Source organism: Micromonospora sp. NPDC049107 (genome assembly GCF_040648595.1).
Lineage (GTDB): Bacteria > Actinomycetota > Actinomycetes > Mycobacteriales > Micromonosporaceae > Micromonospora.
Genome location: NZ_JBEZEC010000008.1, coordinates 241,278 through 259,374 on the forward strand (window position 1 = coordinate 241,278; position 18,097 = coordinate 259,374).

19 protein-coding genes are annotated in these 18,097 nt (G+C 72.8%); 13 read left to right on the forward strand and 6 right to left on the reverse strand.

Annotated features, from left to right (window positions below):
* The first annotated feature begins 53 nt into the window (after positions 1-53).
* Entirely contained in the window at positions 54-1,676 is a 1,623-nt protein-coding gene (locus AB0B55_RS21155) for an acetolactate synthase (RefSeq protein WP_357173142.1), read from the forward strand.
* A gap of 48 nt (positions 1,677-1,724) precedes the next feature.
* Here the strand turns inward: AB0B55_RS21155 and AB0B55_RS21160 are convergent, their stop codons facing one another.
* The 3 genes from AB0B55_RS21160 to AB0B55_RS21170 are packed head-to-tail and all read right to left on the reverse strand — an operon-like array spanning position 1,725 to position 2,863.
* A complete protein-coding gene (locus AB0B55_RS21160) occupies positions 1,725-2,141 on the reverse strand; it encodes a PLD nuclease N-terminal domain-containing protein (RefSeq protein ID WP_357173145.1) in 417 nt (138 codons plus the stop codon).
* 27 nt (positions 2,142-2,168) lie between these two features.
* Positions 2,169-2,474: a DUF202 domain-containing protein gene (locus AB0B55_RS21165; protein ID WP_357173148.1), complete on the reverse strand. Its 306-nt coding sequence runs from the start codon at positions 2,472-2,474 to the stop codon at positions 2,169-2,171.
* The gene (locus AB0B55_RS21170) at positions 2,471-2,863 is read right to left on the reverse strand and encodes a DUF202 domain-containing protein (protein WP_357173151.1); all 393 of its coding nucleotides are present in this window, start codon (positions 2,861-2,863) and stop codon (positions 2,471-2,473) included. Before AB0B55_RS21170 ends, AB0B55_RS21165 begins: the two co-directional genes overlap by 4 nt.
* Positions 2,864-2,905: 42 nt before the next feature.
* On the opposite strand from AB0B55_RS21170, the gene AB0B55_RS21175 reads away from it, so the two are divergent.
* The 4 genes from AB0B55_RS21175 (at position 2,906) to AB0B55_RS21190 (ending at position 6,055) form a co-directional block, all read left to right on the forward strand.
* Entirely contained in the window at positions 2,906-3,703 is a 798-nt protein-coding gene (locus AB0B55_RS21175) for a GNAT family N-acetyltransferase (protein ID WP_357173154.1), read from the forward strand.
* 2 nt (positions 3,704-3,705) lie between these two features.
* Entirely contained in the window at positions 3,706-4,113 is a 408-nt protein-coding gene (locus tag AB0B55_RS21180; protein ID WP_357173157.1) for a hypothetical protein, read from the forward strand.
* Between the two features lie 187 nt (positions 4,114-4,300).
* A complete protein-coding gene (locus AB0B55_RS21185; protein ID WP_355052134.1) occupies positions 4,301-5,080 on the forward strand; it encodes an electron transfer flavoprotein subunit beta/FixA family protein in 780 nt (259 codons plus the stop codon).
* Between the two features lie 15 nt (positions 5,081-5,095).
* Complete coding sequence (locus tag AB0B55_RS21190) at positions 5,096-6,055, forward strand: electron transfer flavoprotein subunit alpha/FixB family protein (protein WP_357173161.1); 960 nt, start codon at positions 5,096-5,098, stop codon at positions 6,053-6,055.
* A gap of 97 nt (positions 6,056-6,152) precedes the next feature.
* On the opposite strand, the gene AB0B55_RS21195 is transcribed toward AB0B55_RS21190, so the two are convergent.
* Positions 6,153-6,980, reverse strand: coding sequence for an anti-sigma factor (locus AB0B55_RS21195; protein WP_357173329.1), 828 nt, complete (start codon positions 6,978-6,980; stop codon positions 6,153-6,155).
* Complete coding sequence (locus AB0B55_RS21200) at positions 6,934-7,536, reverse strand: sigma-70 family RNA polymerase sigma factor (protein ID WP_357173164.1); 603 nt, start codon at positions 7,534-7,536, stop codon at positions 6,934-6,936. The genes AB0B55_RS21195 and AB0B55_RS21200 overlap by 47 nt, the downstream gene beginning before the upstream one ends.
* A 230-nt stretch (positions 7,537-7,766) precedes the next feature.
* On the opposite strand from AB0B55_RS21200, the gene AB0B55_RS21205 reads away from it, so the two are divergent.
* From AB0B55_RS21205 to AB0B55_RS21235, 7 genes are all read left to right on the forward strand, one after another.
* On the forward strand, positions 7,767-8,597 hold the full coding sequence (locus AB0B55_RS21205; RefSeq protein WP_357173166.1) for a DUF4397 domain-containing protein: 831 nt from the start codon (positions 7,767-7,769) through the stop codon (positions 8,595-8,597).
* A complete protein-coding gene (locus tag AB0B55_RS21210) occupies positions 8,594-9,244 on the forward strand; it encodes a class F sortase (protein ID WP_357173169.1) in 651 nt (216 codons plus the stop codon). The genes AB0B55_RS21205 and AB0B55_RS21210 overlap by 4 nt, the downstream gene beginning before the upstream one ends.
* A gap of 107 nt (positions 9,245-9,351) precedes the next feature.
* Positions 9,352-10,527, forward strand: a complete 1,176-nt coding sequence (locus AB0B55_RS21215; protein WP_357173172.1) for a cysteine desulfurase family protein — start codon at positions 9,352-9,354, stop codon at positions 10,525-10,527.
* 181 nt (positions 10,528-10,708) lie between these two features.
* Positions 10,709-11,782 (forward strand): tRNA 2-thiouridine(34) synthase MnmA, encoded by a 1,074-nt coding sequence (gene mnmA, locus AB0B55_RS21220; protein ID WP_357127430.1) that lies wholly within the window; start codon positions 10,709-10,711, stop codon positions 11,780-11,782.
* Positions 11,783-11,886: 104 nt separating this feature from the next.
* Entirely contained in the window at positions 11,887-12,891 is a 1,005-nt protein-coding gene (locus AB0B55_RS21225; protein ID WP_357173175.1) for a methionine synthase, read from the forward strand.
* A gap of 37 nt (positions 12,892-12,928) precedes the next feature.
* A complete protein-coding gene (locus AB0B55_RS21230; RefSeq protein ID WP_357173178.1) occupies positions 12,929-13,297 on the forward strand; it encodes a VOC family protein in 369 nt (122 codons plus the stop codon).
* Positions 13,298-13,328: 31 nt separating this feature from the next.
* Entirely contained in the window at positions 13,329-14,342 is a 1,014-nt protein-coding gene (locus tag AB0B55_RS21235) for an ADP-ribosylglycohydrolase family protein (RefSeq protein WP_357173181.1), read from the forward strand.
* A 148-nt stretch (positions 14,343-14,490) separates the two neighbouring features.
* Here the strand turns inward: AB0B55_RS21235 and AB0B55_RS21240 are convergent, their stop codons facing one another.
* Positions 14,491-15,036 (reverse strand): type II toxin-antitoxin system PemK/MazF family toxin, encoded by a 546-nt coding sequence (locus AB0B55_RS21240; RefSeq protein ID WP_357173184.1) that lies wholly within the window; start codon positions 15,034-15,036, stop codon positions 14,491-14,493.
* Between the two features lie 800 nt (positions 15,037-15,836).
* Between AB0B55_RS21240 and ligA the strand changes: the two genes are divergently transcribed.
* Positions 15,837-17,972: an NAD-dependent DNA ligase LigA gene (gene ligA, locus AB0B55_RS21245; protein ID WP_357173187.1), complete on the forward strand. Its 2,136-nt coding sequence runs from the start codon at positions 15,837-15,839 to the stop codon at positions 17,970-17,972.
* Positions 17,973-18,097: the final 125 nt, after the last annotated feature.

An 18,097-nucleotide genomic window follows, 5' to 3' on the forward strand; every position in this document is an offset into this window, starting at 1 on the left:
GCCTACCGGCCAGTAACGTGTGACGTCGGCCATCTGCGACCAAAGGAGCGGCGATGACGGAGCGGATCGAGGGTCACGGCGGCGAGTTGGCGCTCGCGGCACTGCGCGCGCACGGCGTACGGGAGATGTTCACCCTCTCCGGCGGCCACGTCTTCCCGCTCTACGACGCAGCGCACAAGACCGACTTCCCGATCTACGACGTCCGGCACGAGCAGTCGGCGGTCTTCGCGGCCGAGGCGGTGGCCAAGCTCCAGCGCCGTCCCGGCCTCGCGGTGCTCACCGCCGGCCCCGGTGTCACCAACGGCATCTCCGGCCTGACCAGCGCGTTCTTCAACGCCTCCCCGGTGCTGGTGCTCGGTGGTCGCGCGCCCGCCTTCCGGTGGGGCTCGGGCAGCCTCCAGGAGATGGACCACCTGCCGCTGGTCGCCCCGGTCACCAAGCACGCCGAGACGGTGTTCAGCACCGACGACATCCCGCGCGCGGTCGGGGCCGCCCTCACCGCCGCGCTCACCCCGCACCGCGGCCCGGTCTTTCTCGACTTCCCGCTGGAGACGGTCTTCTCGGTCGCCGACGCGGACCTGCCCACGCCGGCCGGCGTCGACGCGGTCGAGCCGGACCCGGACGAGGTGAGCCGGGCCGCCACCCTGATCGCCGGCGCGCAGCGCCCGGTCATCATCGCCGGCTCGGACGTGTACGCCGGTAACGCCGTGGCCGCGCTGCGCGAGGCTGCCGAGGCGTTGCAGGTGCCGGTGTTCACCAACGGCATGGGCCGTGGCTCGCTGCCGCCGGAGCACCCGCTCGCCTTCGCCAAGGCCCGCCGCGCCGCGCTCTCCGGCGCCGACGTCGTCGTGGTGGTCGGCACGCCGCTGGACTTCCGGCTCAGCTTCGGCGACTTCGGTGACGCCAAGGTCGTGCACATCGTCGATGCTCCCAGCCAGCGCGCCACGCACGTGCAGCCGGCCGTCGCCCCGGCCGGCGACCTGCGCCTGATCCTCTCGGCGCTGGCCGACCACGCCGGCGACCGGGCCGACCATGCCGACTGGATCGCCGACCTGCGGGTCGCCGAGGACGCGGCGAAGGCCCGGGACGCCGCCGAGATGGCCGCCGAGACCGACCCGATCCGGCCGGCCCGGATCTACGGCGAGCTGCGCCGGGCGCTCGCCCCGGACGCCATCACCATCGGTGACGGCGGTGACTTCGTCTCGTACGCCGGGCGCTACCTGGAGCCGTCGCAGCCCGGCACCTGGTTGGACCCGGGCCCGTACGGCTGCCTGGGCACCGGCATGGGTTACGCGATGGGGGCCCGGGTCAGCCACCCGGACCGGCAGATCTGCGTGCTGATGGGCGACGGCGCGGCCGGCTTCTCGCTGATGGACGTCGAGTCGCTGGTCCGCCAGAAGCTGCCGGTGGTGATCGTCGTCGGCAACAACGGCATCTGGGGGTTGGAGAAGCACCCGATGCGGGCCATGTACGGCTACGACGTGGCCGCCGACCTCCAGCCGGAGCTGCGCTACGACACGGTGGTCAGCGCGCTCGGTGGTGCGGGGGAGACGGTCGCGAAGGCGGCCGACCTTCAGCCGGCACTCCAGCGGGCCTTCGACTCCGGCGTGCCGTACCTGGTCAACGTGCTCACCGACCCGACCGACGCGTACCCCCGCTCGTCGAACCTGGCCTGAGTCGAGCCGGCAGCCGCCGTCGTCCCGCGCGGGGCGACGGCGGCGCTGTCACACCTCCGGCCGGTCGCCCTCGCGGGGCGGCTCACCGTCGCGCCGGCGCAGGTCGTCCTCACGCCGCCGCAGGTCCTCCTCCCAGCGGCGGAAGAGTTCCTGGTCCTGCTGCTTGGCGCGGTCCTGCACCGAGCGGAGGAACTCCGGGTCGTCGTCGGGAGCGAGTGGACGGCGCGGCTTCCGCTCGGCGGCGCTCGTGCCACCCGGCCACACCGTGCGGCTCGCGGCGCCGGGCTCGCGCCCGGCGACGAACCAGGCGATCGACCCGACGAGGGGGAAGAACAGGATGATCAGCACCCAGGCGATCCGGGGCAGGGCACGGATCTGACCCTCCTCGGCGGACAGGCAACTGATCAGCGCGCAGACGGCGAGGACGATCTGCGCCAGGAAGAGGAGAACGTACAGCCGGGCCATGCACCCATCATGGCGTACGGCGTCGCGTCAGCGTAGTCCGCGAACCGTCAGCAGCACGCCGAGCAGCGCGAGCCCGACCGTGCCCAGGGCGACCAGCGGCAGTGTCCGGCCGCCGGTACGGGCCGCGCCGACGCCGGTGGCGCGCGGCCAGCAGAGCACGAGCAGGCCGCCCCAGACGAGCACGGACGCGCCGACGACGAGCGCGCCGAACAGGCCGCCGTTCGACGCCAGCCGGACCGCCAGCGCGGTCACCACGGTCAGCGTCAGCAGGGTGCGCCGCCAGGCCAGCCGGGTCCGCTCCGGTTGCAACCCCGGGTCGCGTACGGCGCTCACCCTTCCCCGATCGCCCGGGCCAGGACCGCGAGCACCAGCAGGATCGCCCCCGCGCCCACGGCGAGGGCGAGGATGGCGGGGAAGCGGGAGGCGGGCAGCTCCTGACCGAGCCGGATGGCCCGTTCGGTACGCGCCCAGTGGTCCACGGCGCGGATGGCGACGGCGCCGCCGAGCAGCAGCAGCGCGACCGCGATGACCTCCCGCAGGTGGCTCATCGGCAGCGGCGGCAGGAACTGCGCGGCGGCCAGCCCGCCGCCGACCAGCGCGAGACCGGTGCGCAGCCAGGCGAGGAAGGTCCGCTCGTTGGCGAGGGAGAACCGGTAGTCCGGTCTCTCACCGACGGTGCGCGCCTCCGCCGGGTCGAACCATCGCCTGATCGCTTCCCACACGCTGGGAGATTATCCGCTTCCCTCGCCGCTTAGCCTGGTCAGGTGACCGATCTTGATGTGAACACGCTGCGCGCCGCCTACGACAACCAGATCCGCCCGGAGATCCCCGACCCGGTTCCGGCCGGCGTGACCGTCGAGCGGGATGGTCCGCTCGTGCGGATCATCGGGCTCGACGCCGGCGGCTTCCTCACGTACCGCGACCTGGGCGGGCTGACCGGCGACGCGTTGGACGAGCTGATCGCCCGGCAGGTGCGGTTCTTCCGCGAGCGCGGCATGTCGGTCGAGTGGAAGCTCAACGAGCACGACGAGCCCGCCGACCTGGCGGACCGCCTCCGCGCCGCCGGGTTCGTGCCGGAAGACCGGGAGACCGTCGTGGTCGGGCCGGTCGCGCCGCTCGCCGCCGCGCTGCCGGTGGTTCCCGAGGGGGTACGCCTGCGTGAGGTGACCGCCCGGGAGGACCTGGAGCGGATCGCCGCCATGGAGGAGGAGGTCTGGCAGGCGGACCGTTCGCACCTGGTGACGGGTCTGGCCAAGGAGATCGACGCCGACCCGAACTCGATCACCGTGGTGGTGGCCGAGGCGGACGGGGTGGTGGTGAGCGCCGGCTGGGTGCGGTACCTGGCGAACACCGGCTTCGCCACCCTCTGGGGCGGCTCGACCCTGCCGCAGTGGCGGCGCAGGGGCATCTACCGGGCGTTGGTCAACTACCGGGCGCGGCTGGCCGAGCAGCGGGGTCGGACGCTCATCCAGGTCGACTGTTCCGAGGACAGCCGGCCGATCCTCCAGCGACTCGGCCTCGTCGCGGTCACCACGACCACGCCGTACGTCTACACTCCGTGATCATGGAGCAGCGGTTGACGGACGAGGAGCGCCTGACCCTCAAGACGGGCGCGTTCGGCGCGGTCTTCCTGGTCTCGAACGCCGACCCGGGGATGCTGGGCGTGATCCGCGAGAGCGTGGCCGCCTCGGGCGCGCTGGCCGACGCGAGTGGCGTGGTCAAGGAGGCGCTCACCACCGGACCGCTGCCCCGCCTGCCCCGGGACTCCCAGTTGGAGATCGAGTCGGTGGTGCTGCCGGCGCTCGGTCGGGCGGTACGGATCCTGCGGGAGAAGTCTCCGGACGACGTCGAGGCGTACCGGTCGGTGGTGTTGAACGCCGCGGACCGGGTGGCCCACGCGCATGACGGGGTGGCCCCGGCCGAGGCCGCGGTCATCGACCGGATCCGGGGCGCGCTGGCCGAGTCCGTCTGACCTGCGCCACGCCGGTGACCTGTGTCACTCTGTGTGCCCGGCAGCGGTAACCTACTGGCAGGTAACATTGCCGCGTGGGCAACTGCACAGCAGCCCGCGGTTGACCGGGCGTCGACCGACACGCGAGGCTGCGGCCCAGACCGGGCGAGCCAATCGCAACACCACACAGGAGGGTCGTCGAAGCGCGATGAATATCGTCGTACTCGTCAAGCAGGTGCCTGATTCGGGCGCGGACCGCAACCTGCGCAGTGACGACAACACCGTCGACCGCGGTTCGGCGAACAACGTGATCAACGAGATGGACGAGTACGCCATCGAGGAGGCGCTGAAGATCAAGGAGGCGCACGGCGGCGAGGTCACCATCCTGACCATGGGTCCGGACCGGGCGACCGAGTCGATCCGCAAGGCGCTCTCCATGGGTCCCGACAAGGCCGTGCACGTGGTGGACGACGCCCTGCACGGTTCCTGCGCGGTGGCGACGTCCAAGGTGCTCGCCGCCGCCCTCGGGCAGCTCAACGCCGACCTGGTGATCTGCGGCGCGGAGTCCACCGACGGCCGGGTGCAGGTCATGCCGCACATGATCGCCGAGCGGCTCGGCGTCGCGGCGCTCACCGGCGCGCGCAAGCTCACCGTCGACGGCGCGACGCTGACCGTCGAGCGGCAGACCGAGGAGGGGTACGAGGTCGTCACGGCCGCCACCCCGGCCGTGGTCTCCGTCTGGGACACCATCAACGAGCCGCGCTACCCCTCCTTCAAGGGCATCATGGCCGCGAAGAAGAAGCCGGTGCAGACGTACTCCCTGGCCGACCTGGGCGTCGCGCCGACCGAGGTGGGCTTCGACGGCGCGACCAGCGCCGTCGTCGAGCACACCAAGCGCCCGGCGCGTTCCGGCGGCGCCAAGATCACCGACGAGGGCGAGGGCGGCGTCAAGCTGGTCGAGTTCCTCGCCACCGAGAAGTTCGTGTGAGAGGGGCTTTGAGACATGTCTGAGGTTCTCGTCGTCGTCGAAGCCACCAAGGAATTCGGCGTCAAGAAGGTCACCCTCGAGATGCTCACCCTCGCCCGTGAGCTGGGCACCCCGAGCGCGGTGGTGCTCGGTGGACCCGGGGCCGCCGAGGCGCTGAGCGCCAAGCTGGGCGAGTACGGCGCCCAGAAGATCTACGCCGCCGAGGGTGACGACATCGACGGCTACCTGGTCGCCCCCAAGGCGAGCGTGCTGGCCGAGCTGGTCCAGCGGGTGCAGCCGGCCGCCGTGCTGCTGGCGTCGGCGCAGGAGGGCAAGGAGATCGCCGCCCGGCTCGCCGTCAAGCTCGACAACGGCATCCTGACCGACGTGGTCGGCCTGGACGCCGACGGCACCGCCACCCAGGTCGCCTTCGCCGGCTCCACCATCGTCAAGTCCAAGGTCACCAAGGGCCTGCCGCTGGTCACCGTGCGGCCGAACTCGGTCACTCCCGCCCCGGCGGCGGCCACCCCGACGATCGAGCAGCTCGCCGTGTCGGTCACCGACACCGACAAGCTGGCCCGGGTCGTCGAGCGGGTCGCCGAGCAGAAGGGCTCCCGGCCCGAGCTGACCGAGGCCGGGATTGTCGTCTCCGGCGGTCGTGGCGTCGGCAACGCCGACAACTTCAAGCTGGTCGAGGAGCTGGCCGACCTGCTCGGTGGCGCCGTCGGCGCGTCCCGCGCGGCCGTCGACTCCGGCTTCTACCCGCACCAGTTCCAGGTGGGCCAGACCGGCAAGACCGTCTCCCCGCAGCTCTACGTGGCGCTGGGCATCTCCGGCGCCATCCAGCACCGGGCCGGCATGCAGACCTCGAAGACGATCGTCGCCGTCAACAAGGACGGTGAGGCGCCGATCTTCGAGCTGGCCGACTTCGGCGTGGTGGGCGACCTGTTCAAGATCGTCCCGCAGGCCGCCGAGGAGATCCGCAAGCGCAAGTGAGCGTGTGGCGCAGAAAGTGGCCGCCCGTCGTGACGGGCGGCCACTTTCTTCTGCGGGGAGCTGATCGGCGGGCCGGGGAGCTGAGCCGGCCCGCCGATCAGCCCGTCAGGGTGCCCCTCAACAGGCTGTCGCCGGAGTGGCGGGTGTTGTTGTCGTACTGCTCGGCGGACACGTCGACCACCGAATAGCTCTTGAGATCGACGTTCGGGGGCAGGGGCAGTAGAGCGTCCGCGTCGCCACCGAGGGTGCCGATCGAGAACATCTCCATGGTCGTCGGGTTGATGAGCCAGACCTCGTAGTACCCCGGCACGCGCGGGAGATTCGCCACATGCAGATGTAGTTGACCGCCCTGCAGGACGCGCGCGTCGCCCTGGGCCGACTTCGGCGTCGAGCCGAAGGCCGCCAGTGGCGCGCTGGCCAGCACCGTCGGCGTCTTCGCAGGCGTCGGCTCGGTCGGCTCGAGCACCGACACCGTGCCCACGACCCCGATCGCCGCCGCCGCGACGGCGGTCACCGCCGTGGCCGCCCACCGGGACCAGCCGCGAGATCGGCGGGGCTGGCGCGTCGCGTCCAGCCGGGTGACCGTCGAGGAGGCGGCGCTGTCGTCGGCGTCCTCGGCCGTCGTCCCGTGGGCCTGCGCGGGCACCTGCGGCCGATCGACGCCGGTCAGCACCGCCACGGGTGCGTGGACCTCGGTGCCCTCGGCCGCTCGGATCTGGGCGTCGATGCCCTGCCAGATGTGCTCCGGCGGGTCGGGCAGGTCGCCGAGGCCCTGCGTCTCGGCGCCGAGCCCGGCCACCTGCCGCAGGGTCGTCAGCTCCGTGCGGCAGTGCGCGCAGGTGTCGAGGTGGGTGTGCTCCCCGTCGTCCGCCTCGCTCTCACCGAGCGCCAGAAAGACCAGCCGCTCGTGCTCCAGGTGCTGCACCATCCACCTCCCATCTGCGTTTCAAGCTCGCCATGCCGCGCCGGATGTGACTCTTCACGGTGCCCAGCGGCACCCCGGTCACCGCGGCGATCTGCTGGTGTGTCAGGTCGTCGTAGAAGGCCAACTCCAGCATGCGTCGCTGGTCGTCCGGGAGGCGTGCCAGCTCGTCGGCGATCACCAGCCGATCCACCACCCGGTCCGGGTCCGGCCCGGTCTGCGCGGGCTCGGGCAGTTGCCGGACCGTCTCCACCACCCGGGTTTCCCGCGCCGAGGCGCGCAGGCGGTCGATCACCTTGCGTCGGCCGATGCCGAGCAGCCAGCCGACCAGCGAGCCCTTGGCCGGGTCGAAGGTCTCCCGGCCCAGCCACGCGCCCACGAACGTCGCCTGGGTCACGTCCTCGGCGTCGGCCCGGTTGGCCAGCATGGTGGTCGCCAGGTGCAGGACGGCGCGGCCGTAGCGCTCGTACGCCGCACGCAGCGCCGCCTCGTCGCCGGCCCGGAACCGGGCCGCGAGGTCGTCCGCCGGTGGGTCCGGTTGCGGTGGCAGCGCCGTCACGGGGTGGCCCGCCTTCGATGGGGCATGCCCGACTGTAGCTGCCACAGCCCTCGCCCCACTCTCCCGGTCACAGTCATCTCACCAGCTCTTCGGCCGCCGACGGTGATCTGGATGCGGTCGGAACCGAGAAAAAGAAACGCGTCGAGAGCGCATCCGCCCGTCGCGAAGCCGGCGTAACCCGTTCTGCAAGCCAGGCCTGACGAATCAGCACCAACCACCAGGAGGCAGACATGCAGCTCTCGTACTTCCGTCGGGTCGCCGCGGGCGGCGCGGTCGCCGCGCTCGCCTTCGCCGGTGTCGGCGCGTTCACCGCCACTCCCGCGTACGCCGCCACGTCGAAGGTCTCCGTCGTCCACGGCATCCCGGACACCCCGGTCGACGTCTACGTCAACGGCAAGAAGACGCTTGACAACTTCAAGCCCGGCGACGTCGCCGGTCCGTTGAACCTGGCCGAGGGGGAGTACGACATCGCCCTCACCAAGCCCGGCGAGCCGGTCGGCAGCGCGATCCTCAAGGCCGACGACGCCAAGGTGCCGGGCGGGGCGAACATCAGTATCGCCGCACACCTCGACGCGGCCGGCAAGCCGACGATCACGCCGTTCGTGAACGACGTCTCCAAGGTCGACGCCGGCAAGGCCCGCCTGATCGTCCGGCACACGGCGGCCGCCCCGGCGGTCGACGTACGGGCCGGCGGCACCCCGGTCTTCAAGGGCCTGACCAACCCGAACGAGGCCAAGGGCGACGTCGACGCCGGCGCGGTGAAGGCGGACGTGGTGCTGGCGGGCACCGACACCGTGGCCATCGGCCCGGCGGACCTGAACCTCAAGGAGGGCACCGCGACGATCGTCTACGCCATCGGCTCCGCCGAGGGCAAGACTCTCGACGTGGTGGCCCAGACGATCACCGGCCTGCACTCCGCACCGGGCGGCGTGCCGAGCGGTGACGGTGGTCAGGCGGGTACCGGCGTGGGCGCCTGGTGGTACGCGCTCGCCGGCGCCGGCGTACTCCTGCTGGTCGGTGGTGGGGCGCGGATGGCGACCGCGCGGACCGGCCGCAAGTGACGGTGCGCAACCGCGGCGCGCTGGCGGCCCTGGCCGCCGGCGCTGCCGCGCTCACCGTCGCCACCCTGGTGGCGTGCAACTCACAGCCGGCCGGAAACGTCGGTACCGAAGAGGCGACCGCGCTGGCCAGCCCCACCCCGACCGTGGCCCTCCCGTCGGTGCCGGTGACCGTCGGCGACCTGCCCGCCGGCGCCGAGGCCGTCCCGCCGGTCCGGCTGGTCATCCCGGAGATCGGCGTCACCGCCACGGTCAACGCGGTCGGCATCAACGAGCGCACCAACGAGTTCGAGGTGCCGCCGAGCGTCGACGAGATCGGCTGGTACCGCTACGGCCCCGGCCTGGAGGCCGACGCGGGATCGGTGGTCATCGCCGGGCACGTGGACAGCGCCAGACAGGGCAAGGGCGCGTTCTACCGGCTGCGCGAGCTGGACCAGGGCGACACCCTGACCGCGACCGGCAGTGACGGCAAGCCGCGGCGGTACCGGGTCGTCGCCCGGGAGGAGTACGCCAAGACCAAGATCCCGTTGGACCGCTACTTCGCCCGGGACGGCAGGCCGCGACTGACCCTGATCACCTGCGGTGGGCCGTTCGACGCCAAGGCCCGCAGGTACCGCGACAACATCGTCGTCACGGCGGTGCCCGCCTGAGCGGGCCGCGTCCGCTTCGTGCCGGGGTGGCCGTCCCACCCCGGCGCGTCGCGCGCAGGCCACTCCGCCCTCAGGTCACTGGCCGGTCGGCCGTACGCTGAAGGGTGATGGCTTACCTGGATCACGCGGCTACCACCCCCATGCTCGACGAGGCACTGGAGGCGTACGTCGCCACCGCCCGCGAGGTCGGCAACGCGTCCTCCCTGCACGCGGCGGGTCGTCGTGCCCGTCGCCGGGTCGAGGAGTCGCGCGAACGGGTGGCCGCTGTGCTGGGCGCCCGACCGTCCGAAGTGATCTTCACGGGCGGTGGCACGGAGAGCGACAACCTGGCGGTCAAGGGCCTCTTCTGGGCCCGCCGGGACGCCGTCGCCGACCGTCGGCGGGTGGTCTCCAGCGCCGTCGAACACCATGCCGTGCTCGACTCGGTCGACTGGCTGGCCGAGCATGAGAACGCCGAGGTCGGCTCGCTGCCGGTGGACCCCACCGGCCGGCTCGACCCGGAGAACCTGCGCGCCGAGCTCAGCGCGCACGCCGACCGGGTGGCCCTGGTCACCGCGATGTGGGCCAACAACGAGGTCGGTACCGTGCAGCCGGTGGCCGAGCTGGCCGCCGTCGCCGCCGAGTACGGTGTGCCGTTCCACACCGACGCCATCCAGGCCGTCGGCCAGGTGCCGGTCGACTTCGCCGCCAGCGGGGCCGCCGCGCTGACCGTCACCGGTCACAAGCTGGGCGGCCCGATCGGGGTGGGCGCCCTGCTGCTCGGCCGGGACGTGGCCGCCGTACCGCTGCTGCACGGCGGCGGTCAGGAGCGCGACGTCCGTTCCGGCACGCTGGACACCGCCGGCATCGTCGCCTTCGCGGTCGCCGTCGAGACGGCGGTCAAGGGCCAGCAGGAGTACGCGGCCCGGGTGGCCGCCCTGCGCGACGACCTGATCGAGCGGGTCCGCCGGGCGGTGCCCGAGGTGATCTACAACGGCGACCCGACCGACCGGCTCCCCGGCAACGCGCACTTCTCCTTCCCGGGTTGCGAGGGCGACGCCCTGCTGCTCCTGCTCGACGCCCAGGGCATCGCCTGCTCGACGGGCTCGGCCTGCTCGGCCGGGGTCGCCCAGCCGTCGCACGTGCTGCTGGCGATGGGCGCCGACGACGACCGCGCCCGATCGTCGCTGCGCTTCACCCTCGGCCACACCAGCACCCAGGCCGAGATCGACGCCCTGGTGTCGGCCCTCCCCGCAGCCGTGGAGCGAGCCCGGAGAGCCGCCGCCCCCCGAACCCCCCGCTAACCCCCCCGCCCCGAAACGCCCTCGCCCGCGCCTCCGGTGCGGTCGATCATGAAGTTGTGGTGCCCGGAGTGTGGGGTTCAGAGGCCTTTGTCAACCACCACAACTCCATGATCGACCCGGTAAGGCGGGGTGGGGGTTTGGCGGGGTGGTGGTTAGGGTTGGTGGGGAAGGGGGTTCGCTGGTGAGAGTTCTGGCGGCGATGTCGGGCGGGGTTGACTCGGCCGTGGCGGCGGCGCGGGCGGTGGCGGCCGGGCACGACGTGACCGGCGTGCACCTGGCGTTGGCCCGTAACCCGCAGACGTACCGGACCGGGGCGCGCGGCTGCTGCACGCTGGAGGACTCCCGGGACGCCCGCCGGGCTGCCGACGTCATCGGCATTCCGTTCTACGTGTGGGACATGGCGGACCGGTTCCACGAGGACGTGGTGGACGACTTCGTCGCCGAGTACGCCGCAGGTCGTACGCCCAATCCGTGTCTGCGGTGCAATGAGAAGATCAAGTTCGCGGCGGTGCTGGACCGGGCGATCGCGCTGGGCTTCGACGCGGTGGTCACCGGTCACCACGCCCGGCTCGGCCCGGACGGGCTGTTGCGCCGCAGCGTCGACATCGCCAAGGACCAGTCGTACGTGCTGGCGGTCCTCACCCGCGAGCAGCTGGACCGCTCGATGTTCCCGCTCGGCGACTCGACCAAGGCGCAGGTCCGCGCGGAGGCCGCCGAGCGCGGCCTGGCGGTGGCCGACAAGCCGGACTCCCACGACATCTGCTTCATCGCCGACGGTGACACCCGTGGCTTCCTCGCCGGCCGGCTCGGCGAGACGCCCGGCGACGTCGTCGACGCGAGCACCGGCGCGGTCGTCGGCAGCCACACCGGGGCGTACGCGTACACGGTGGGCCAGCGTCGCGGCCTGCACCTGGACCGGCCCGCCCCCGACGGTCGCCCGCGTTACGTGCTCTCCATCACGCCCAAGACCAACACCGTGACGGTCGGTCCGGCCGAGGCGCTGGAGGTGTCCGAGGTCCGGGCCGTCCGCCCGGTCTGGACCGGCGGTCCGCGCCCGGACGCGCCGGTCGAGTGCGAGGTGCAGCTCCGCGCGCACGGGGACGTGGTGCCGGCGACCGTCGACCTCGACGGCGACGCGCTGCACGCCGAGCTGCGCCGACCGGTCCGCGGCGTCGCCGCCGGCCAGGCCCTGGTGGCCTACCGACCGGACCCGGCCGGCGACATCGTCCTCGGCTCGGCCACGATCTCCGGCTGAGCGGGCGGCTGCTGGCCGGGGCGCACACCAGGTGCTCGTCCGCGCGGCCAGGACGTCGGCTGGTCGCCGCATCGTCGCCGCGCCCACCGGGATAGCCTTCGGCCGTGACAGATCAGGCGTGGCCCTGGCCGGCGGGCGCGGCGACCGGCATCGGTTCGCTGCCCGGCACCGACATCGCCGAGGCCCAGCGGGTGGTTCTCGGCGAGCTTCCCGACCTGCCGCACCTGCCCGAGCTGCCGGCCCGAGGCCCCGGAGCCGACCTCATCGGGCGCAGCGCCGGGCTGCTGGTCGAGCTGCCCGTCGAGCTGTACACCGGGCGTTGGCGGGTCGCCCCCCGCGCCGGCCGTGACCTGCGCCGGGCCCGGGACCTGATGGAGCGTGACCTGGACCAGCTCGCCGAGCAGGCCGAGGGGTACGCCGGCCCGATCAAGGTGCAGGCCGGCGGCCCGTTCACCCTGGCCGCCGCGCTGGAGCTGCCGATCGGTGGCCGGCTGCTGCGCGACCCCGGTGCCGTGCGCGACCTCACCGGCTCGCTCGCCGAAGGGCTGCGCGAGCACGTGGCGGCGGTCGCGCGACGGCTGCCCCAGGCGTCGGTGCTGCTGCAACTGGACGAGCCGTCGCTGCCGACCGTGCTGGCCGGACGGGTGCCGACCGAGAGCGGGCTCGGCGCGTACCGGGCGGTGGAGTCGGCCGACGCGGCTGCTCTGCTGCGCACGGTCGTCGACGCCGTGGGCGTACCCACGGTGGTGCATTGCTGCGCCCCGGACGTGCCGTTGGAGCTGATCCGCTCCACCGGGGCCGTCGCGGTCGCCCTCGACCTCGGTCTCGTCACCGACCTGGATCCGCTGGGCGAGGCGATCGACGCCGGCCTCGGGCTGTTGGCCGGCGCCGCGCCGACCCGGCCGCCGTCGGCCGGTGGCGCGCCGACCTCCGGGCAGATCGCCGACCGGGTACGCCACATCTGGGACCGCCTCGGCTTTCCCCGCCGGCAGCTCGCCCAGCAGGTGGTCGTCACCCCGGCGTGTGGCCTGGCCGGCGCCACCCCGCAGTACGCCCGGGAGCTACTCGCGGCCTGCCGGGACGCCGGCCGCCGGTTCACTGAGGAGTGAGGTTTTTCTGTCGTACCCGCTGGGCAGGATGACCGCCATGATTGGACAGCTACGTTCAGTGGTGATCGACTGCCCCGATCCGCAGGCGCTGGCCGCGTTCTACTCCGAGCTGCTCGGCATCCCCTTCGCCGAGGGCGCCTCCGAGGACGACGAATGGGTGGTGCTCGGTGGCCCGCCCGGTCACCAGCCGCGACTGGCCTTCCAGCGGGCGCTCAACCTGCGTACGCCGTCCTGGCCGGACCCGGAGCGCCCGCAGCAGTTCCACCTGGACGTGACCGTGGACGACATCGAGAGCGCGGAGAAGGCGGCGCTCGCGCTCGGTGCGCGGCGGCTGCCCGGCGACGGCGAGGGTTTCCGGGTCTACGCGGATCCGGTCGGCCATCCGTTCTGCCTCTGCTGGGACTGACCGCGCCCGACGGCGGTCGCGGCGGCCGGGCATGATGGCCGCCGTGACCTCCACCGCCGTGCTGCGCGCCTCCGGTTCGCTCTTCGGTCTCGCCTACGGCGACGCGCTGGGCAAACCCACCGAGTTCCTGACCGTCGCCGACATCCAACGCCGCTACGGTCCGACCGGCCCACGTGAGCTGACCGGCGACCCGGCGCTGGTCACGGACGACACGCAGATGGCGCTGGCGGTTGGCTGGGCGCTGCACGAGGCCCCGACGTTCACCCCGGACGCGGTGGAGCCGTTGCTGCGACGCCGCTTCGTGGCCTGGTCGGTCAGCCCGGACAATGACCGCGCCCCCGGGATGACCTGCCTACGGGCCTGCGCCGACCTGGATCGGGGGCTGCGCTGGCAGCAGGCGACGGTCGCCGGTTCGAAGGGCTGCGGCGCGAACATGCGCGTCACGCCCGTGGGGCTGTTGGACGTCGACCTCGACACGATGGCCGGTCTGGCCCAGTTGCAGGCCGGGCTGACCCACGGCCACGCGACCGGTCTGGCCGCCAGCGAACTCACCGCGTACGCGGTCGTCGCCCTGCGCGGTGGCGTCACGCTGCCCGAGCTGCCCGCGATCCTCACCGAGCGGGCGCGATCCCAACGCCAGGTCTACCGGCAGGACTGGCTGGGTGACCTCTGGCGACACCCGGGGGTCGACACGCCGGAGAGGTTCATCTCCCACGGTTGGGACGAGTGCCTGACGGCGCTGCGCCGGCTGACGACCGCCCTGGATGCGCCGGACGACGGCGGCGACCCGTGCCGGGCCACCGGGCAGGGTTGGGTGGCCGAGGAGGCGCTGGCCACCGCGCTGTTCTGCGCCGTACGCCATGCCGACGATCCGGTCGCGGCGCTGGCCCGGGGCGCGACCACCGCCGGCGACTCCGACTCGATCGCCGCCCTGGCCGGTGCCTTCGTGGGCGCGGCCAGCGGCATGGCCGCCTGGCCGTCCGAATGGGCCGAGCGCATCGAGTACGCCGATCAGCTCGCCGCCCTCGGCGAGAGCTGGGACTGACCGCGCGGCCCGGCCCGGCCCGGCCCGGCTGCCCATGATCGACTCGATTTCCTGGAAGTCGGGGTGCTACCGACAGGTAGACGGGACGCTTTCCTGAAAGTCGAGTGGATCATGGCCTGCGGTCGGGGTGCCTTCGGCTCGGCCGGCCTCAGCCGGTGGGCAGGTGGCGCAGGCCGCGGACCTTGCGCCACAGGTCGGCGTCGCAGCGGCCGGCGCGGTCGGCGAAGTCGGCCGAGCTGATCCGGACCGGCTCGGTCAGGCTGAGGTAGCTGTCGTGCTCGGCGCCGGGATCCCAGTCCCGGGTGGGAATCCGGACGTGGTCGTCGCGGTCGCTCTTGTCCTGACTGGTGATCTTCAGGACGTCGGCGCCCCGCGAGTCGGCGCGTAGCACCAGGCAGGGGCGAATCTTCGAGCCGCTGCCGTCGGCGTACGGGACGTCGGCCCACCAGATCTCGCCCGCCGCCGGAGCATCGGTAGCCCGATCGGTGTCACGGGAACGGGGCGTCCCGCCCGGCCGATCGGTGCCGCGTGGCCTCGGGGGCGCGGGACGACGCCCACCCGCGCGGGTCGTGGCACCCGGACCGGTTCGGTTGGTCGGTCGGCGCGTGGCCGCCCGGTGCCGCCAACTGTTCCACGCCCAACCGGCGGTCACCGCGAGCAGGATCGCCACCGCCCAGAGCAGCGTCTCGTTCATCGCCACCTCCGTGTCAGGCGGCACGCCGGCCGCATCGTCCGGCGATCCTCGCACGTCACCGCCCCCGCCGCCCGTCGACGACACCGCCGCTCGTGCCGCCAGCCAGCGTCCCCACCCGCCGGGGCGGTCGATCCCGCGCCCGTGCCGGCCCAGCCGCGTGCCGGCCGATCCCGCGCCCGTGCCGGCCCAGCCGCACCCGTGCCGGCCGATCCCGCGCCCGTGCCGGCCGATCCCGCGCCCGTGCCGGCCGATCCCGCGCCCGGCCGACCCCGCGCCCGTGCCGGCCCAGCCGCGTGCCGGCCGATCCCGCGCCCGCGCCCGGCCGATCCCGCGCCCGCGCCCGCGTCGATCTTGCACTTTCTGCTGCGACATCCGGGGCATCCCACCCCTATCGACGACCGAAACTGCAAGATCGCCGGGAGGTTGGCAGCGGGCCCGCCTCTGCCTTTCGGGGGCACCGCGCCGGAGTGGCCGGTGTCGCCGCGAGGCCGGCGTTTATCCCCGCTGGCGGCACCTCCGCCTGGGTCGCGTGGACGGTCCCGCTGGGTCCGCGCAGTTGCGGGGCCTTGATCCACTCCAGATCGCCGATGTGGGGGCATCCGGGGCATCGGGACACCCCGGCATCGGCGATCTGGAGTGGATCAAGACTGCGGGTTCGGTGGCGACGTGCGGCGGGGCCTGGGGCCGGGCGCGCGGGGTGTCACCGTCGGCGCGGGTGGGCGGCGGATTGTCAGCCCGGACCGATACCGTGCCTTAGTAGCGTGATCAGGGAGGTCGCAGGCGTGTCCGAAGGTGGTGGGGTGTCCGAGGAGCAGATCGGTCAGCGGGTCAGCCCGGCTCAGGAGGCGGCGGCCGGCGCGGAGCCGACGCCGCAGGCGCGGGAGCGGCACGCCACGCTGAGTGGCGAGCTGACCGAGCATCAGTACCGCTACTACGTGCTGGATTCGCCGATCATCACCGACGCCGAGTTCGACAAGCAGCTGCGCGAGCTGGAGGCGTTGGAGCAGGAGTTTCCCGCGCTGCGCACGCCGGATTCGCCGACCCAACGCGTGGGTGGCACCTTCTCCACCGACTTCACCCCGGTCACGCACGCCGAGCGGATGCTCTCGCTCGACAACGCCTTCGCCGACGAGGAGCTGGCGGCCTGGGCCGAGCGGGTCGAACGGGACGCCGGCGGGCCGGTGCCCTACCTCTGCGAGTTGAAGGTCGACGGTCTGGCGATCAACCTGACCTACGAGGCCGGTCGGCTGGTCCGGGCCGCCACCCGGGGCGACGGCCGTACCGGCGAGGACGTCACCGCCAACGTGCGCAGCATCCGGGACGTGCCCGTCCAGCTCACGCCGTCCGCCGAGTTCCCGACGATCCCCGAGCTGCTGGAGGTCCGGGGCGAGATCTACTTCCCGGTCGCCGCGTTCGCCGACCTCAACGCGGGCCTGGTCGAGCAGGGGCGCGCGCCGTTCGCCAACCCGCGCAACGCCGCTGCCGGCAGCCTGCGGCAGAAGGATCCGAGGGTCACCGCCTCCCGGCCGCTGCGTCTCGTGGTGCACGGCATCGGCGCGCGTCGGGGGTTCCAGCCCGCCGCGCAGTCCGAGTCGTACGCGGCGCTGAAGGCGTGGGGGCTGCCGACCAGTGACCGGTGGCGGGTCGTACCGGACCTGTCCGGCGTCGCGGAATATATCGCCTACTACGCCGAGCACCGGCACGACGTCGAGCATGAGATCGACGGTGTGGTGGTCAAGGTCGACCCGGTCTCCATCCAGGGCCGTCTGGGCTCGACCAGTCGAGCCCCACGCTGGGCGATCGCCTTCAAGTATCCGCCGGAGGAGGTCACCACCAAGCTCCTCGACATCGACGTCAACGTGGGGCGTACCGGTCGGGTCACCCCGTTCGCCGTGCTCGAGCCGGTGCGGGTGGCCGGTTCCACGGTCGCGCTCGCCACCCTGCACAACGCCCGCGAGGTCGAGCGCAAGGGCGTGCTGATCGGCGACACGGTGGTGCTGCGCAAGGCCGGCGACGTGATCCCCGAGGTGCTCGGTCCGGTGGTCGACCTGCGGCCCGCCGACGCCCGCCCGTTCGTCATGCCGACCACCTGTCCGTCCTGCGGCACCCCGCTCGCGCCCTCCAAGGAGGGCGACGTCGACATCCGCTGCCCCAACACCCGCAGTTGTCCGGCCCAACTCCGCGAGCGGGTGTTCCACCTCGCCGGCCGTGGCGCGTTCGACATTGAGGTACTCGGCTACAAGGGTGCGGCAGCGCTGCTCGACGCGGAGATCATCGCCGACGAGGGTGACCTCTTCCAGCTCGACGCCGACCAACTGTCCCGGTCGCCGTTCTTCGTCAACAAGGACGGCAGCCTCGGCAGCAACGCCGTCAAGCTGCTCGACAACCTGGCCGTCGCCCGGGAACGTGACCTGTGGCGGGTGCTGGTGGCGCTCTCCATCCGGCACGTCGGCCCCACCGCCGCCCAGGCGCTGGCCCGGCACTTCCGATCCATGGAGGCCATCGACGCGGCCAGCGAGGAGGAGCTGTCCTCGGTCGACGGCGTCGGGCCGACCATCGCGGCCAGCATCCGGGAGTGGTTCGCCGTGGACTGGCACCGCGAGGTGGTCCGCAAGTGGGCCGACGCGGGCGTACGGATGGCCGAGGAGGCGGTCGACGAGGGCCCGCGTCCGCTGGAGGGGTTGACCGTCGTGGTGACCGGCACCCTCGCCGGCTTCTCCCGGGACCAGGCCGCCGAGGCCGTGCAGACCCGGGGCGGCAAGGTCAGCGGGTCGGTCTCCAAGAAGACGAGCTTCGTCGTCGTGGGGGACAACCCGGGTTCCAAGGCCGACAAGGCCGCCAGCCTCAAGGTGCCGGTGCTGGACGAGGACGGGTTCCGGCTGCTGCTGGACGCGGGTCCGGACGCCGCGCGGGAGGTCGCCCGCGTCGAGGGCTGACGCCGCCACGTTCCCGAGGTGGCCGCCGCGTATACCAACTTAATTACGACTACTACCGATTCGTGACTGTCATACCGGGAAACTCGGGGCTGAGGGCGTTTCATTGGGTGACGACGTTCTCACCG

Coding starts and splice junctions, on each gene's coding strand:
- AB0B55_RS21155 (WP_357173142.1), top strand. CDS start 54: ATGACGGAGCGGATCGAGGGTCACGGCGGCGAGTTGGCGCTCGCGGCA.
- AB0B55_RS21160 (WP_357173145.1), bottom strand. CDS start 2,141: ATGGCCCGGCTGTACGTTCTCCTCTTCCTGGCGCAGATCGTCCTCGCC.
- AB0B55_RS21180 (WP_357173157.1), top strand. CDS start 3,706: ATGGAGCAGCGGTTGACGGACGAGGAGCGCCTGACCCTCAAGACGGGC.
- AB0B55_RS21185 (WP_355052134.1), top strand. CDS start 4,301: ATGAATATCGTCGTACTCGTCAAGCAGGTGCCTGATTCGGGCGCGGAC.
- AB0B55_RS21190 (WP_357173161.1), top strand. CDS start 5,096: ATGTCTGAGGTTCTCGTCGTCGTCGAAGCCACCAAGGAATTCGGCGTC.
- AB0B55_RS21205 (WP_357173166.1), top strand. CDS start 7,767: ATGCAGCTCTCGTACTTCCGTCGGGTCGCCGCGGGCGGCGCGGTCGCC.
- AB0B55_RS21215 (WP_357173172.1), top strand. CDS start 9,352: ATGGCTTACCTGGATCACGCGGCTACCACCCCCATGCTCGACGAGGCA.
- AB0B55_RS21230 (WP_357173178.1), top strand. CDS start 12,929: ATGATTGGACAGCTACGTTCAGTGGTGATCGACTGCCCCGATCCGCAG.
- AB0B55_RS21235 (WP_357173181.1), top strand. CDS start 13,329: ATGATGGCCGCCGTGACCTCCACCGCCGTGCTGCGCGCCTCCGGTTCG.
- AB0B55_RS21240 (WP_357173184.1), bottom strand. CDS start 15,036: ATGAACGAGACGCTGCTCTGGGCGGTGGCGATCCTGCTCGCGGTGACC.